Raw genomic sequence first — 15,110 nt, 5'->3', positions numbered from 1 at the left:
GCCTTAAAATGGCTTGAGAGGAGGGCCTTTTGTTTTGGTTTCAGCCTAAAAGCTCTGTTAACTTTAATTGTCGTTCCCGTTCTTTAGTAGAAGCCTCTATAGAGTTATTCGTTAAAGAATTCGTTGTCTTTATTGCGTAGTCACTGCTAACTAAAGCATGTCCCCTCATATGTCCTGTTGCAATGGCTTGGGCGAAGGAACGCGCAGCATGTTTGCTAATCTCTGTTTTGGATTCTTTCGCCAATTCATTCACTACAAATCCAACCTTTCGTAAATCGAAGGCTCGAATCCTTCCGTCTATTCGTTTTTGTAATGTCTCAATCCCCAGATGTATTCGCGGGTCATCCTTTAAAGAGTCATCAAGATAATCTAAGTACGGAGTAGCAACTCGCAAAGCCCATTCCGCAAGTAACTTTTGCGGCAATTTTTCAAGAGCTTCTTCAATTCGATTCCGCAAATTGCTATTATCTATGATTTTTATTTTAGGGCTACTATGTTTAAATTCGATTTGTGCTTCTTTTAATATCTGCTCATGCGTATTCCATGCATAGTCTTCTAATTTCACTGAAAACACTCCTATCCTTTTGAACAGAGGGGTATTGGGATATAACAAATTTTACATCCAAAATTTATCCGGATGCAAACTGTCCGTGGATGTCAGCCGCATACCCCAAAAAGGAGTGCCTCAGTACCGTTTGCCGGCTGCTGAGGACACCCCTAGTCTAAAAAAAGGCTTCCATCCTATTGCTTCACAATATCCTGCACAGCCTTATCCAGCTTCTCCAATAGCTGATCGTGGTTCAACTGTCCGCCGAGGTATTCCTGCATGGCAGCGCCGAAGCCCTGGGTCACGCCGTCAGGGAACATATCCCAGTTCCAGCCCAGTGCGCTCGCAGACTTCTCTTGCACGGCAACGGCGACCTGGCCGATATCAGCGGCATCTGCGGTGATATTTGCTTCCGCCGGGATGAACTTGAACTCCTTGGTCAGATACTTCTGGCCGGTTTCCGAGCTGACCATCCAGTTCAGGAAGGCCTTGGCTTCCTCCGGATGTGCGGATTTGCTGTTCACGATATAGTTGTTAGGCACACCTACCAGGATGGTGCCTTCTTCGTTATTGATCGGGAGCGGGAGGAGGCCCAGGTTCAGAGCCGGATCGATTTTGTCGATATCGCCTTGCGTCCAGTTCCCCTGCAGCATCATAGCGGCCTTACCGGAGGCGAATTCAGCCACTTGGGTTGCATAATCGGTAGTCATCTTGTTGTCCTGGGCATTATCGAAGATCACATCGACCAGATCCAGCCATTGCTTGAAGACGGCATTGCCCTTAATGGTCTGTTTGCCCGCCTTCACATCGTCAATGAACTGCTTCGGATCAGGCTGGTGTGCCATGCCCACGTTAACAAGGTGAATCCCCATCGACCACCACTCATTGGTCGCTTCAAACGGCGTGATGCCGGCGGTCTTCAGCTTGGCTACGGCATCCTTGAGCTGCGGGAGTGTCTTAGGCTCTTCCGTTATCCCGGCTTTGGCGAACAGATCCTTGTTGTAGATCAGCCCGTAGCCTTCTACATTCATAGGCATGCCATAGAGCTTGCCGTCTACAGTTGCCGGTGTTTTGGCGGTTGGGATCAGTTGGGCGGCCCAAGGCTCATTACTCAGGTCGGTGGCACGGTCCATATAAGGGACGAGGGCCGTATACCCGCCGTTATTGAAAATCTCAGGCTCAGAGCCGGAGGCAATCTCCGCCTTCAGCAGCGCGCCGTAATCCTCACCGCCGCCATGCGTTTCGACTTCCACCTTCACCCCCGTCTCCTTCTCATATGCTTCAGCGAGTGCATTCAGCTGCTCGGCAATCTCCACCTTGAACTGGAACATCTTGATCGTGACATCCTTGGCAGGCGTTTTGCCGGCTTCCGGTGCTGCGGATTCGGTTGACGCGTTAGGAGCATTCGTAGCGCTTCCATTGCCTGCGGAATTCGTATTGCCGCTGTTCCCGCAACCTGCGATAATGAGGGTGCAAACGGTTGCCATGATGAACGCGAACTTTCTTTTCATAGAATAACCTCCCTGGTCTGTGGTTCCTGCTCTTAGAGCGTAAAGGAATGGATAGATGACTTACACTTCATATGTTGCTCGAAAAAGTGGATATTATTGCGGAGGGAAGCCTGCCCTAAGATCATCCCTTAATGGAGCCTGCCGTCACGCCTTCCACAATATAACGCTGGAGCGACAGGAAGAACAAGAGAATAGGCGTGATCGCCATGACGAGACCCGGAAGGGCCAGATCCCACTTCTTGGTGTACTGACCGAAGAACTTGGTCACAGCTACGGGCAGGGTCGTCAGATCCTTATTCCCGCCGATCACCAGGACAGGCAGCAGATAGTCATTCCAGATCCATAGCGTATTCAGGATAATGACGGTTACAATAATCGGCAGCAGCAGCGGGAAGACGATCCGGAAGAACACGCCGTACGGATTCGAGCCGTCCACTCGCGCGGCTTCCTCCAGCTCCAGCGGCACCGTCTTAATGAACCCGTGGAACAGGAAGACCGACAGCGGCATCCCGAAGCCGAGATAGCAGGCCACAATGCCGTACAGCTCGCCGCGCAGCTCCAGCAGGCTGGTCACCCGGACCAATTGCAGCATGAGCGACTGGAACGGAATGATCATCGCCGAGACCAGCAGCAGGAACACGAAGGCATTGAAGCGTGTCGGCTTGCGCACAATCTGGTAAGCGGCCATCGAGCTGAACAGGACGATGAAGATTACGCTTAGAATCGTAATGGTCAGAGAATTGAAGAAGGCCTGCGGGAAGTTGATGGCATCCCATACATTGGAATAGTTACTCCAGTGGAACACCTGCGGCCAGGAAGCGGCATCGATCAGGATGTCCTTCAGCCCCTTAACCGAATTACTCAGGACCAGATAGAACGGTGACAGGAAGACAATAGCCAGCAGAATGGCGGCAATTTCGAGGATGAAGTTGCCCGGGCGGTAGCGGCTGCTGTTCATTAGGCGGACACCTCTTTTCGTTTGGTAAGCCAGACCTGGGTGACGGTGATCAGGGAGACGGCGGCGAAGAAGAGCAGCGCTTTGGCTGTACCGAGGCCATACCGGTTGTTGATCAGAGCCTCCGCATAAATGTTATAGGCCAGCGACTGGGTCGAGGTGCCGGGTCCGCCTTTGGTCAGCGACAGGTTGAGGTCGAACATTTTGAAGGCATTGGAGGTCGTCAGGAACAGGCAGATGGTGATCGCCGGCATAATCAGCGGGATGTAGACGCTCTTGAACAGCTGCGGAGCGCGGGCACCGTCTATGCGGGCAGCTTCAATGAGATCCTTCGGAATCCCGGCCAGCCCGGCAATATAGATGACCATCATATAGCCGGCTGTCTGCCAGACGAACACAATGACCAGACCCCAGAACCCGGTGCTTGGCGTGCCCAGCCAGGGCAGCTGGAAGAACGAAATCCCGGTCAGCTCGCCGATCGTAGCGAAGCCCTTGGTGAAGATGAATTGCCAGATGTAGCCGAGCAGAATGCCGCCGATCACATTGGGCATGAAAAAGACGGTACGGAGCAGCTTCTTCGTCTTCAGCGTCGTCATTAGAATGAAGGCCAGCAGCAGTGCAAGCACGTTGGCAGCCACAACCGAGATCACGGTGAAGCGCAGGGTGAACACCAGGGACTCCCAGAACTTATCGTCATTCATGAAAATCCGTTTCCAGTTGGCCGCGCCGGTCCAGACCGCTTTGTCCAGATCCAGCCCGTTCCAGTCCGTCGAGGAGTAGTAGAAGCCGAGGAAGAACGGGGTGACCACAATGGTCAGGAAAAAGAGCAGACAGGGGCCGAGAAATACGATTTGCTGTCCCCAGCCTCGCTGCATACCTAGAGTTTTTCTCATATGGACTCTCCTTTGGGTAAGTTTGGGTAAGATAACTACGGGTTCACAGCTTGATTATAGAAAGCCCGGGACACCGCTAACACTTCATTTCATGCCGGGAAAAGTGGATTATATTGCAGGCCATACGGCTCACACAACTTGTAGGAGGTTCCCCATGTTCAAGAACAGCATCCGGACACGGCTGATGGCCTTAGTGCTGCTGGCGTCAGTGATCCCGTCAGGCATCTCTGTGACCTTCTCTTATCTCTATACGAGGCAGTCAGTTACGGACCAGTCCGTGAAGCAGAATACGAAGCTGCTGACGCTGGGGGAGGCGAATCTCCGGAGCTATTTCAGCGGCATGAACCAGCAGGCGATGTCGCTCTACAGCGGAATCAATGTTCCCAGCTCCTTCTATACCACCCTGCTTACCGCCAAAAGCGCTGCTCAGGCCCCGCCCGGCACGATTCTGCCGGACACCCGGGCCATCATCTCCACCCAGCTGTACAATCTGTTTCTCTCTGACAGCAATACGTATCAGATTCATCTGTATGTGAGGGCCGCCAGGCAGTCTAATCTGCTGCTTAAGGGATTTTTCCGCCGTGAGGATAATGCAGACTATGCCGCCAAGGGGCAAGCCGGAGGGACTTACCGCCCGTATCTCGAAGTGACGCATATGGATCATCAGTACGGAGTGAAGTCCGGATTCCCCAATCTGAAGCCGGGGAGCGTGTCGGTCTTCACGGCCCATTTTCCCATCTACCGGACCCCTAGTGACAGCGTACTGGCAGATTTGTCGATCGATTATACGCTGGGGGAGCTGGAGGGGATCGTGGAGTCGATGTACAATTCGGACACAGAGCGCCTGTATGTGCTGAATGAGCAAGGCGAGGCGCTGTTCGCTTCCGATCCGGACTGGATCGGGAAGCCGGTCGCAGCGGGCTGGAGCCGTCTCCCCGCAGAGCAGGACAGCGGGCATTTCGCCTGGAAGAAGGACGGCTTCCAGGGAATCGTAATGTACAAGCAGATCAAGGCCCCTTTGTTCAGCGGAAGCATTATCAAGCTGGTGCCCTATGAGGATCTCTACACAGACGCAAGGGTGATTACCCGGTTCAATATGGGCATCGGACTGCTGTTCCTGCTGATCGGGGGCATCAGTGCCGTGCTGATCTCCATCGGCTTCACCCGTCCGATCAAGAAGTTGATTCACTTCACGCAGAAGGTGCAGACCGGCCAGCTGGATGCGCATATGGATGCCGAGCGGGAGGACGAGTTCGGGCTCCTCACCCGCAAGATCACCGGCATGACCCGCACGATCAATGAGCTGATCGTTAAGGAATACCGGCTGGAGCTGGCGAACAAGACGAATCAGCTGAAGGCGCTCCAGGCCCAGGTGAACCCGCATTTTCTCTACAATGCGCTGCAATCCATCGCCAGCCTGTCCTTGCGCTATAATGCGCCGAAGGTGTATGATCTCATCTATTCCCTGGGCAGTATGATGCGTTATTCGATGAATACCGAGCGGACCCAGGTGCCGCTGCGGGATGAGATTGAGCATGTGCAGAACTATATGATTCTGCAGACGGAGCGGTTCGGCGAAGAGAATCTGCAGCTTGCGGTCGAGGCGGGGCCGGAGACTCTGGAGCTGATCCTGCCGAAGATGATCCTGCAGCCGATTGTAGAGAATATCTTCAAGCATGCCTTCGCTGACGGGATAAGCGGGGGGTTGATCCAGATAGAGTGCAGGCTGGACGGGGCGGCCAGGCTGGTGCTTGCCGTGAAGGATAACGGCCGGGGCATGAGCCCGGAGCGGCTGGAGGAGATTACGGCCTGCCTCAGAGGCAGCAGCCAGCAAGGCCAGGAGGAGATCGGCCTGTACAATGTGCTGGCCCGCCTGCGGCTGCAGTTCGGCAGCGCAGCGGAGATGCAGCTTAAGAATAATGAAGACGGCCAGGGGCTTACTGTTACGCTGATTATTCCGCTGGAGGAGATCGGCGGTTAATTCCGGCGGCTTTTGCGAATAGAGACTATTTCTTGAAGGAGCGGCTGAGATGAAGGTGCTGATTGTAGATGATGAGAAGCATGTGCGGGAGGCCATCCGTTATTTTGTTCCGTGGGACAGCTATAACATCTCCGGGATCTATGAGGCGACCAACGGGCAGGAGGCGACACAGATTATGCAGGAGCATCAGCCGGCTGTCGTCTTCACGGATATGCGGATGCCGCTGATGGACGGGGCGGAGCTGCTGGAATGGCTGCACCGGCATTATCCGCATACGAAGACGATTGTCATCAGCGGGTATCAGGATTTCAATTATGTGAAGCCTGCTATCGTATACGGCGGTACGGATTATCTGCTGAAGCCGCTGAACAGCAAGCAGCTGATTGCCTCTGCGGAGCATGCCTTCAAGCTGTGGACGGAGGAGGAGGCGGAACGGAAGCGGCGCCAGCGCCAGAACATGCAGCTGAACGCGCTGCGTCCGCTCTACTGGGACAAGATGCTGTCCGATCTGGTGAGCGGACAGGCCTCGTTCCATGAGCTGAAGCTGGCCCTTTGTGAAGAGCTGGGAATGCCGATTGGGGCGCAGGAGTGCAGGATCGCCGTCATCCCGCTGCAAGGTGCAGACTGCCATCTGCTCCAGAGATTTCGCGGTGATGTGGCCTTGACGGCCTTCGTGCTGGCCAATGTCTGCAATGAAGTGATGGCAGAGGGCCAGAGCGGCTACGCCTTTCGCAACTGGCAGGGCGGGGGCGAGCTTGTAGTTCTGCTGTGGAGCGCTTTAGCGCAGGCGGAGGAGATACTTATCCGCATGAATGAAGCCATCCGTCAGGCGTTCGGCGTTCAGCTGGATATCGGGCTTAGTCCGCTGAACCCGATGCCGGAGGGGCTGCGGTCTGCTTTTGAACAGGCAGGTCAGGCGCTTGCGGAGCGGAATCTGTTGCAGCGGGACGGGCGCATTCATCCCTTCAGGAAGAGTGAGGACGGGCGTGGACCTGTGGAAGACTACGGCCTGGAAGAACGGCTGGACAAGCTTAGAGTCGCCGTCTTGTCCGGCGATCTGGAGCGGATGGAGCGGGTGGCGGAGGAGTGGGCCGGACATCTGGCCGGGCTGCCGCTGCTTACAGAGCGGGCTTTGCTGCATCAGCAGACGGAGCTTCTGGACGTTCTGAAGCGCTGGCGGCCGGAGGCAGAGATTAGCCTGGAGCGCTGTTATGACGCTGAAGGGCTGTTCTCGGTGGAGAACTGGCAGTGCCGGCTGAAATCGCTGCTTCACCACTTGTCCAAGGGCAGCCCGCAGACCCCGGATAGCCGGCTCGTCCAGGAGATCAGGGAATACCTGGACCGGAACTATACGCAGGAGATGACGCTGCAGCATATTGCGGAACGCTTTTTCATCAGCAGGGAGAATGTATCTCGCAAGTTCAAGCAGATCACCGGGGAGAATCTGTCGGATTATCTGACCGGCCTCCGGGTGGAGAAGGCGAAGACACTGCTCCAGAATACGAATCTGCGGCTGTCGCAGATCGCGGAGCTGGTAGGCTATGAGGATGAGAAGTATTTCAGCCGTGTCTTCAAAAAAAACGCCGGAATCACGCCAAGAGAATACCGCAAGCAGGAGGAAGAAGCCTGAGTATGTAAGGTTCACGGACTGCCTGTCAGCATTTCCCGGCCTGCAACCGATAATAGCTATATGGGCAATAAATACATAGCTGCGGTTATTGGGGAGGGCTGGATAGTATGGACAATGATCTGGGAAGAACGATTAAGAATGACCTGATTAATGCCTACGGAGTGACTGTAATTCCGGCGGGGAGCCGGCTGAATGCCGAGCATCTGGAGCTTATCCGCAAACAAAAAATCGACAGGTTCGACATTCTTTTTGCAGATGAGGCTGACCAGGCGCCCTTCTATCAGAAGATGGTCAACAGTACAGTGGACCTGTCCAAGGAATTATTCGAATCTTACCGAATCTCCCGCAAAATCCCGCTGGCGGATATCCGCAAGGAGGTGCTTCCGGTCATCCAGGAGATCTCGCGCAACCCGGATATCTTCGCCTTGTTCCATTCGGTGCAGGGCAAGGATGATTATACATATGAGCATAACATCGGCGTTGCAGTGCTCTCTACCCTGATCGGCAGATGGCTGGAGATGAGTGAAGCGGAGCTGTCCGTGCTCTCCATGGCTGCAACTCTGCATGACATCGGCAAGCTGAAGATACCCTCAGAGCTGCTGAATAAGCCCGGCAAGCTGACGGACGAGGAATACACCCAGGTGAAGAAGCACACGGTCTACGGCTACGAGATCCTCAAAGAAACCACCGGAGCCAATTCACGCATTGCCCTGGTGGCGCTTCAGCATCATGAGCGAAATGACGGGAAGGGGTATCCGCTGGGGCTGAAGGACGAACAGATCGATCCGTACAGCAAAATTGTGGCCGTGGCGGATATTTTTCATGCGATGTCCAGCAAGCGCCCGTATCATGAACCGACGCCGTTTCATATGATTGTCGATCAGATGAGAAGAGGCAGCTTCGGCGCGCTGGACCCGCATATTGTAACCGTTTTTCTGGAAAATATCGTGAAGCGGTCAGTTGGGCGTGAAGTGGTCCTAACCGATGGCCGGGTCGGCGAGATTGTCTACTTGAACCCGCATGATATCGAGACTCCGCTGATCCGCATCGGGGATGAATATATCGACCTCAGCAAAAGAACGGAGCTTAACATCCGGGAGATCAGCCTCTGATTCCTCTCTACTTGTTGAAATAATCGGCCACTCCCTCAGCGACCGCCTGAGCCGCCTTCCGCTGATAAGCCGCCTTGCGTACAATCGCTTCGTCGTACGGGTTCGACAGGAAGCCCAGCTCTACAAGGGTAGCCGGCAGCGGATTCTCCCGCAGAATATGATAGTCGCCGAAGGAGAGACCGTTGCTGCGCAGGCCGATGCCCTCACCCAGCCGGGTCTCCACTGCCCGGGCCAGCCGCAGATCATTCTGCTGCGAATAGAAGAAGGTCAGCGTGCCGGAGACATTCTTCGGCGATGAATTATAATGAATGCTGACAAAAGCATCTGCACCGAGCTGCCGCCCGAGCTGTACCCGCTGGGAGAGCGCAGGCTTCTGGTCTCCGCGGGTCCGGGTCATCTCCACTCTGGCTCCCTTGGCGGTCAGATAATCCCGCAGGTAGAGGGAAGTCTGGAGCGTCAGATCCTTCTCCATCGTGTTATAGGTTGTCCCGAGCATGCCCGGATCGGTGCCGCCGTGGCCAGGGTCCACTATGATCAGCTTGCCCCGGATGCTGCCGGATTTCCGTACGACACTCGGAGTCTGGCTATTCGAGCTGATGGTGCTTGCGCTGCGGACGGTTCCGCCTGACAGATACCCGGAGGATACCCAGCCGACGGTTCCTCCGGCGGTGCGGATCCGCGACCACTCTCCCTGCCGGAGCAGGAGTGTCACCTTGTTGCCGGATTGCAGGGAGCCGACCACCTCATAGCCGGTTCCCGGCCCGCTGCGGATGCGCAGGGAAGACGCGGTCACGACAGCCGTTCCGCTGGAGGCCGCTGTGGTCTTAACCGCCGCCTTGGAGGCGGTGGAGCCGGAAGAGGCGCTGGCAGAAGAGGTACTGGTGGAGGAGCTTCCACTGGTACGCTTCAGGTAGTAACCGGCTACCCAGCCGGAGACAGAGCCGGCCCGGACCTTGAGCCAGCCATGCTGCTCCTCAGTGACGGTAACGGTGGCTCCGCCAGCCAGAGTGCCTGTAACGGCGGCGCTTGCAGCGGGCTCACTGCGTACATTCAGAGAGCTGGCGTACACTTTGGCCGTGTAAGCAGTTGCAGCATAAGCGGTAGAAGACGGCAGGACAGGTGCCAGTATGGATGAAGTCAGCAGACAGGCTGACAGGACTGCAGTATGTAATTTTTGTCGCATACAAATAAATCCTCATTTCCCGGAGAGATAACAATCTATTACCCGTTTCATCGGCAGGAGAATACCGAAAATTTAAAATTGAAGATAAATACCTATTCGGAATACCGCTAACAACGCTGCTTATCATATTGCTCTTATCTTCCTCCGATGCTGCCCAATATCGCCCGAAGCCCTATTCGCTGGCAGGAAATGTCTGTATAATTATTACATATTGGGGAAACAGACAAAGGAGTGCCGCCGTGATCAGACCTAGATTATTCATTGGTTCTTCCAGAGAATCTATCCGCTATGCCAGGGCTATCCACGAACAACTGAAGCGGACCGCTGAGGTCCATCCGTGGTATGCCGCTGCTTTCCGGCCGAATGAATACACCATGGAAGCGCTGGAGCGGAATCTGGATATCAGCGATTTTGCCGTCTTTGTGTTCTCGCCGGATGATGTAGCCCGGATTAGGGGTAAATATTATTATGTGACCCGGGACAACACCCAGTTCGAAATGGGCCTGTTCTGGGCGCGGCTGCGGCGCGGCCGGGTCTTCTGCCTGCTGCCGGATCAGGTACCTGCGCGCAGTGATCTGATTCCGGGCGAGAATGTGGAAGAGTATCATCTGCTGTCGGATCTGTCGGGACTAACCCCGCTGGAATATGAGTGGCAGCACGAGAATGTTACAGCAGCGGTGGATGTGAGCTGTGGCAAGATCATCGACAGTATTCAGGCGCAGGGGATGTACCACGACCCGGCTGTAGAGCTGTTGCAGCTTCGGGCAGAGCTTAGGCGAAAAGAAAGTATCCTTCACTTCTTTTGGCAATATAATAATAATGTAACGCCGCCCCAGGCAGCCGAGAAATATCAGGCACTGAGCGAAGCCGTCCGTAATTCATTCCTGCCCCCGGAGGATTGCCGGGTCATCGGAGCCGCTATGTGGCGGGCCGAAGCGGAAGCGGGCCTGAAGCAGGTCGGCGGCAATGTGGGACGCGGGCAGATGTATCCGTTCGCCGCCTTCGAGGACGGAAGCGTGAAGCCAGGGGTGCTGGATGCTTTTCTGGCAAAAGAATGGACTTTTTTACAGCGTACGGAAGTTGCGGAGGTATATATCCTATGCTATCCTTTAGGGGAGAACCATGTGCTGTCCGTGCACTTCTCGGGAATTCAGAGATTATCGGGAGAGGATATTACAGCAGTCGTGGCCTATAACCGGGATTTGTTCCGCACCGTCAATCATTTAGTGGGAGGGGACTAACAGGATGAAGAATATGAAGAATGCCGTTAGTGTATCCAGTACTGTCCGCCGGTCTGCAAGCGGTGACGGCAACAGCGCGGGAGGCAAAGGCCGCTCCAGACGCAAATCCGGCCCCAAGCTTACGCCCTCAGCGTCAAGCGTCTATTTGGCACCATCCGTGGAGGGTGGAGACGACGAGTACAAGAAGCTGGTCAGCGGTAAAGTGGATAATAACAAGCCATCATTTGCCTGAATATTGGCTAATTTACGTATACTTTTGAACGGGTCTCCAGCAATCGCTGGGGGCTTTTTTTGTCCCTTTGAACGAATGGCGGAACGAAGAACGAATGAAGGAACGAACGGCCACCGCTCACTTAGGTTATGCGCTCTCCTGATGCGCCTGCTCATCCGTGGCATCCTCCGTCTGCCGGGTCTTGAAGTTAAACTAATGTAAGGAATTAGGTTGATATGTGGACTCCGCCGGAAGCGGGCCGAGTGCTGCGGGGTGGATTAGAGGGGGAAGGGGATAGGGATAGGGAAAATGAAAGGGAAAATGAAAGGGATAAATCCCTTTGGTGGAGCTGAAAGTGGGCTAGATGGAGAAATGAGAGGGATAAATCCCATTGGTGGTGCTGAAAAGTGGGCTGGATGAGCAAATGAAAGGGATAAATCCCTTTGGTGGCGCTGAAAGTGGGCGGGACGGGGGAGGGCAAGTTAGTTGAATGAGAAAATCAGGAGCACAAGTGCACCTGAATCGAGCAAAAGTTAGCTAAATGAGCAAATCAGGAGCACAAGTGCCCCTGAATCCAACAGATGTTAGTTAAATGAGCCAATCAGTTAGGCGGCGCCCCATCCAGCGCAATGGCCCCTATTGCGCGGAGGAAATTCCGCGCTGCTTCTTCGCAACCTCGCGGCGCACCACCGGGGCGACCTCGGTGGAGAGCAGCTCGATGGCGGCGGCTACTTTGGCGTAAGGCAGGCCGCCGATGTCTAGCTGGGTCATGAAGCGGTTATGGCCGAACAGCTCATGCTGATAGAGAATCTTCTCGATAATCTGTTGCGGGCTGCCTACGGCCAGGGTGTTGTCCGGCGAGGTGAACCGGCCGAACTCGCTGCGGGAGATCCGGTACTCCTGACCGGGGCGCGGGCTGATCGCATTACGGTAGCTGTAGTAATAAGGGTAATACTCATCCAGTGCCTGCTGAGAGGTCTTGGCGATGTAGCCATGGCTGGTGATGGCGATCTTCAGGTCCTCCGGCTGGTGGCCGGCGGCTGCCCCGGCGCGGCGGTAGGTGCCGGCCAGATTCTGGAAGGGCTCCGGGCTGCCGCTCAGGATAGCGATAGCCATGCCTATGCCAAGGGCCCCGGCCTTCTCGGCACTTTCGGCTGAACCGCCGATGCCGACCGAGAGCGGCAGTCTCTGCTGCAGCGGACGTGGAGCGATCTCGGCGTTATGCAGCGGGGAGCGGAATTTGCCCTTCCAGTTCATAACTTCATGCTGGTTCAGTGTGAGCAGCAGGTCGAGATTCTCGCTGAACAGCTGCTTGTAATCTTCCAGCTCGTAGCCGAACAGCGGGAAGGATTCCAGAAAAGCGCCGCGTCCGGCAATGATCTCGGCCCGACCGCCAGACAAGAGGTCCAGGGTGGCGAAATCCTCGAAGACACGGACTGGATCAATGGTACTTAGCACGGTCGTAGCGCTGGTAAGCTTGATCCGCTGTGTAACCTGGGCAATAGCTGCCAGGACAACGGGCACCGATGAGATTACGAAATCCAGCCGGTGATGCTCGCCTACGCCGAATACATCCAGTCCGGCTTCATCGGCCAGCTTCGCGGCTGCAATGACTTCCTGCAGGCGTTGGGCGGGGCTGATCCGCTGCCCTGTATGGCAGTCGGTAACAATATCGCCCAATGTATAAATGCCGAATTCAAACTCCGGCAGGCTTGCTTCTTTTTCTTGAGCATCCGCTTGTGTATTGGCTTGCGCATTAGCTTGTGTATTCCCTTGATTGTTCATGGTACAGACCCCTTATCATCCAGAATGGTGAGCAGCAATTACTTGTAAGCTTGTCCGTTAGTGCAAGGATATAGCCCAGTATATCACAATTACTTACTAATTGTAAGTATATGAGTGGAAGTTTGCGAATAGCTATTAACATTGTCTGTTTCATCGTTACTGTTTCATGGTTTCAGAAGAATGTCAGCAGTAAATAAAATTAATCCGCCCGGATATTGTGTATTTTTATTGACAGATTACCTGATGGATGATATTTTAAATTTACAAATTCCAATCAACTTACTTAGGATTATATGTTACCGACTGTACATACAGAGGTGCCTGCGTGATTGTTGCGCGAGGTCCCTCTGTTTTTTTGTTGCTAAGGGAATTCAGCCAGAAGGAGGAGCAGATATGGGAGAGGCATTGTTGTCTATCACAGAACTGAATAAGCACTTTGATACCGCTGGAGGCAAGGTGCAGGCGCTGGAGGATGTCGAGCTGGAGGTGCAGGAGGGGGAGTTCATCACGGTGATTGGACCCAGCGGCTGTGGCAAAAGCACCCTGCTGCGCATCATTGCCGGTCTGGATACCGGCTATACCGGCAGTGTTACCCTGGAGGGGGCAGCGATCAGCGGGCCGGGAATCGATAAGGGGTTTATTTTTCAGGAGCACCGCTTGTTTCCCTGGCTTACGGTAGAGAAGAATATTGCCTCGGATCTGCCGCTGGGCAGGCCGGATATCCGGCAGCGGGTAGATGAGCTGATTGAGCTGGTGAAGCTCGGCGGCTTCGAGAAGTCCTATCCCCGTGAGCTGTCGGGCGGGATGGCCCAGCGGGTAGCGATTGCCCGGGCACTGCTGCGCAGTCCCAAGGTTCTGCTGCTGGATGAGCCCTTTGGCGCGCTGGATGCTTTTACGCGGGCGCATATGCAGTCGGTGCTGCTCGACATTTGGCAGCGGAACCGGACGACGATGATTTTTGTGACCCATGATATAGATGAAGCCGTGTTCCTGGGGAACCGGGTGGTGATTCTGGAGCCTCGTCCCGGCCGAATCCGTAAGATCGTTCCCATAGACCTGCCGTATCCGCGCTCCAAAACAACAACCTCCTTTCAAGAGCTGCGGCTCAAGGTATTGAATTACTTCGAGAAGGTGGAGGAGCTTGAGCTGAAGGACGGGGCCGGAATATAAAGTGAATCCAGATGCTTATTGTGGAATGCGAATATATTAATTAATTCAGAAGGAGGGACAGCCATGGCAGAGCGGACCGTAGCTGTAGGGAATGCCGGAAAAACCGGACAGCCTGATGGACCTGGAAAAGTGGTCATTGCCGGTCTGGGGCTGCTGCTTCCGGCAGGGGTGCTGATCCTGTGGCAGATTCTGGGCTATTACGGAGTGATCTCGGAGATGCTGTTCCCGACACCTTATACGATTGCCCAGTCGTTCATTGCGCTGGCGTCTACCGGGGATTTATGGAGCAACCTGAGAATTAGTGTCGTGCGGGCATTGTCAGGATTTCTGCTTGGCGGAGGGCTCGGTCTGTTCTTCGGCATCCTGGTCGGATTATTCCGCCGGTCGGAGAAGCTGCTTGACCCCTCGCTGCAAATGATCCGCATGATTCCGAGCCTTGCCGTAGTGCCGCTGTTCATTCTCTGGTTCGGCATCGGCGAAGAATCCAAGGTGCTGCTGATTGCCAAAGGGGCGTTTTTTCCGGTCTATATCAATACCTTTATCGGTATACGCGGGACGGATAACAAGCTGTTTGAGGTAGCCAGAGTGCTTGGCTTCAGCAGAGGGAAGCAGATTGTAAGGCTGGTGCTGCCTGCGGCGGTGCCGAATATTATGCTCGGCGTACGTTTGTCGCTGGGACTCTCCTGGCTGGGACTGGTGGTTGCGGAGCTTATTGCTTCTACCTCGGGGATCGGCTACATGATGTCAGATGCCCGCCAGTTTGCCGATACGCCGGTTGTATTTGTCGGAATTATTGTATTTGCCGCTGTCGGACTGCTGAGTGACACGATTGTCCGCCTGATTGAACAGCATCTGCTCCGGTGGCGGGACAGTTATCAGGGATAGGAGGGG

General features: G+C 54.7%; 13 protein-coding genes. 7 read left to right on the top strand and 6 right to left on the bottom strand.

Translation table 11 applies throughout. The annotated features are described in order from the left end of the window. Positions 1-40 precede the first annotated feature (40 nt). The 4 genes from MKY86_RS27100 to MKY86_RS27085 all read right to left on the bottom strand — a co-directional run bounded on the left by MKY86_RS27100 (position 41) and on the right by MKY86_RS27085 (position 3,906). Positions 41-565: a putative immunity protein gene (locus tag MKY86_RS27100; protein ID WP_076081771.1), complete on the bottom strand. Its 525-nt coding sequence runs from the start codon at positions 563-565 to the stop codon at positions 41-43. A gap of 176 nt (positions 566-741) precedes the next feature. Next, the gene (locus MKY86_RS27095; protein ID WP_076081770.1) at positions 742-2,058 is read right to left on the bottom strand and encodes an ABC transporter substrate-binding protein; all 1,317 of its coding nucleotides are present in this window, start codon (positions 2,056-2,058) and stop codon (positions 742-744) included. 121 nt (positions 2,059-2,179) lie between these two features. Then, positions 2,180-3,016, bottom strand: coding sequence for a carbohydrate ABC transporter permease (locus tag MKY86_RS27090; RefSeq protein ID WP_076081769.1), 837 nt, complete (start codon positions 3,014-3,016; stop codon positions 2,180-2,182). Continuing rightward, complete coding sequence (locus tag MKY86_RS27085) at positions 3,016-3,906, bottom strand: carbohydrate ABC transporter permease (protein ID WP_076081768.1); 891 nt, start codon at positions 3,904-3,906, stop codon at positions 3,016-3,018. Before MKY86_RS27085 ends, MKY86_RS27090 begins: the two co-directional genes overlap by 1 nt. A gap of 154 nt (positions 3,907-4,060) precedes the next feature. On the opposite strand from MKY86_RS27085, the gene MKY86_RS27080 reads away from it, so the two are divergent. The 3 genes from MKY86_RS27080 to MKY86_RS27070 all read left to right on the top strand — a co-directional run bounded on the left by MKY86_RS27080 (position 4,061) and on the right by MKY86_RS27070 (position 8,629). Continuing rightward, complete coding sequence (locus MKY86_RS27080; protein ID WP_076081767.1) at positions 4,061-5,887, top strand: sensor histidine kinase; 1,827 nt, start codon at positions 4,061-4,063, stop codon at positions 5,885-5,887. 49 nt (positions 5,888-5,936) lie between these two features. After that, a complete protein-coding gene (locus MKY86_RS27075; protein WP_076081766.1) occupies positions 5,937-7,517 on the top strand; it encodes a response regulator in 1,581 nt (526 codons plus the stop codon). Positions 7,518-7,624: 107 nt separating this feature from the next. Next, positions 7,625-8,629: an HD-GYP domain-containing protein gene (locus MKY86_RS27070; protein WP_076081765.1), complete on the top strand. Its 1,005-nt coding sequence runs from the start codon at positions 7,625-7,627 to the stop codon at positions 8,627-8,629. Between the two features lie 7 nt (positions 8,630-8,636). Here MKY86_RS27070 and MKY86_RS27065 read toward each other — a convergent pair whose 3' ends face one another. Further along, the gene (locus MKY86_RS27065) at positions 8,637-9,812 is read right to left on the bottom strand and encodes an N-acetylmuramoyl-L-alanine amidase (RefSeq protein WP_076081764.1); all 1,176 of its coding nucleotides are present in this window, start codon (positions 9,810-9,812) and stop codon (positions 8,637-8,639) included. A 239-nt stretch (positions 9,813-10,051) separates the two neighbouring features. Between MKY86_RS27065 and MKY86_RS27060 the strand changes: the two genes are divergently transcribed. Further along, positions 10,052-11,053 (top strand): TIR domain-containing protein, encoded by a 1,002-nt coding sequence (locus MKY86_RS27060; RefSeq protein WP_076081763.1) that lies wholly within the window; start codon positions 10,052-10,054, stop codon positions 11,051-11,053. A 4-nt stretch (positions 11,054-11,057) separates the two neighbouring features. Beyond that, positions 11,058-11,285 (top strand): hypothetical protein, encoded by a 228-nt coding sequence (locus tag MKY86_RS27055; protein ID WP_036730425.1) that lies wholly within the window; start codon positions 11,058-11,060, stop codon positions 11,283-11,285. 615 nt (positions 11,286-11,900) lie between these two features. Here the strand turns inward: MKY86_RS27055 and MKY86_RS27050 are convergent. Continuing rightward, positions 11,901-13,049, bottom strand: a complete 1,149-nt coding sequence (locus MKY86_RS27050) for an LLM class flavin-dependent oxidoreductase (RefSeq protein ID WP_083685694.1) — start codon at positions 13,047-13,049, stop codon at positions 11,901-11,903. Between the two features lie 393 nt (positions 13,050-13,442). Here MKY86_RS27050 and MKY86_RS27045 point away from each other — a divergent pair, with 393 nt between their 5' ends. Both MKY86_RS27045 and MKY86_RS27040 read left to right on the top strand, forming a co-directional pair. Further along, positions 13,443-14,219 carry an ABC transporter ATP-binding protein gene (locus MKY86_RS27045; protein WP_076084669.1) on the top strand — a complete coding sequence of 259 codons (777 nt, stop codon included), beginning with the start codon at positions 13,443-13,445 and terminating at the stop codon, positions 14,217-14,219. A 63-nt stretch (positions 14,220-14,282) separates the two neighbouring features. After that, complete coding sequence (locus MKY86_RS27040; RefSeq protein WP_076084666.1) at positions 14,283-15,104, top strand: ABC transporter permease; 822 nt, start codon at positions 14,283-14,285, stop codon at positions 15,102-15,104. Positions 15,105-15,110: the final 6 nt, after the last annotated feature.

Source organism: Paenibacillus sp. FSL R7-0333, assembly GCF_038000365.1.
Lineage (GTDB): Bacteria > Bacillota > Bacilli > Paenibacillales > Paenibacillaceae > Paenibacillus_AQ > Paenibacillus_AQ silagei.
Note: the sequence above shows the minus strand (reverse complement) of the source record. Positions and strands in the feature narration are given on the sequence as shown.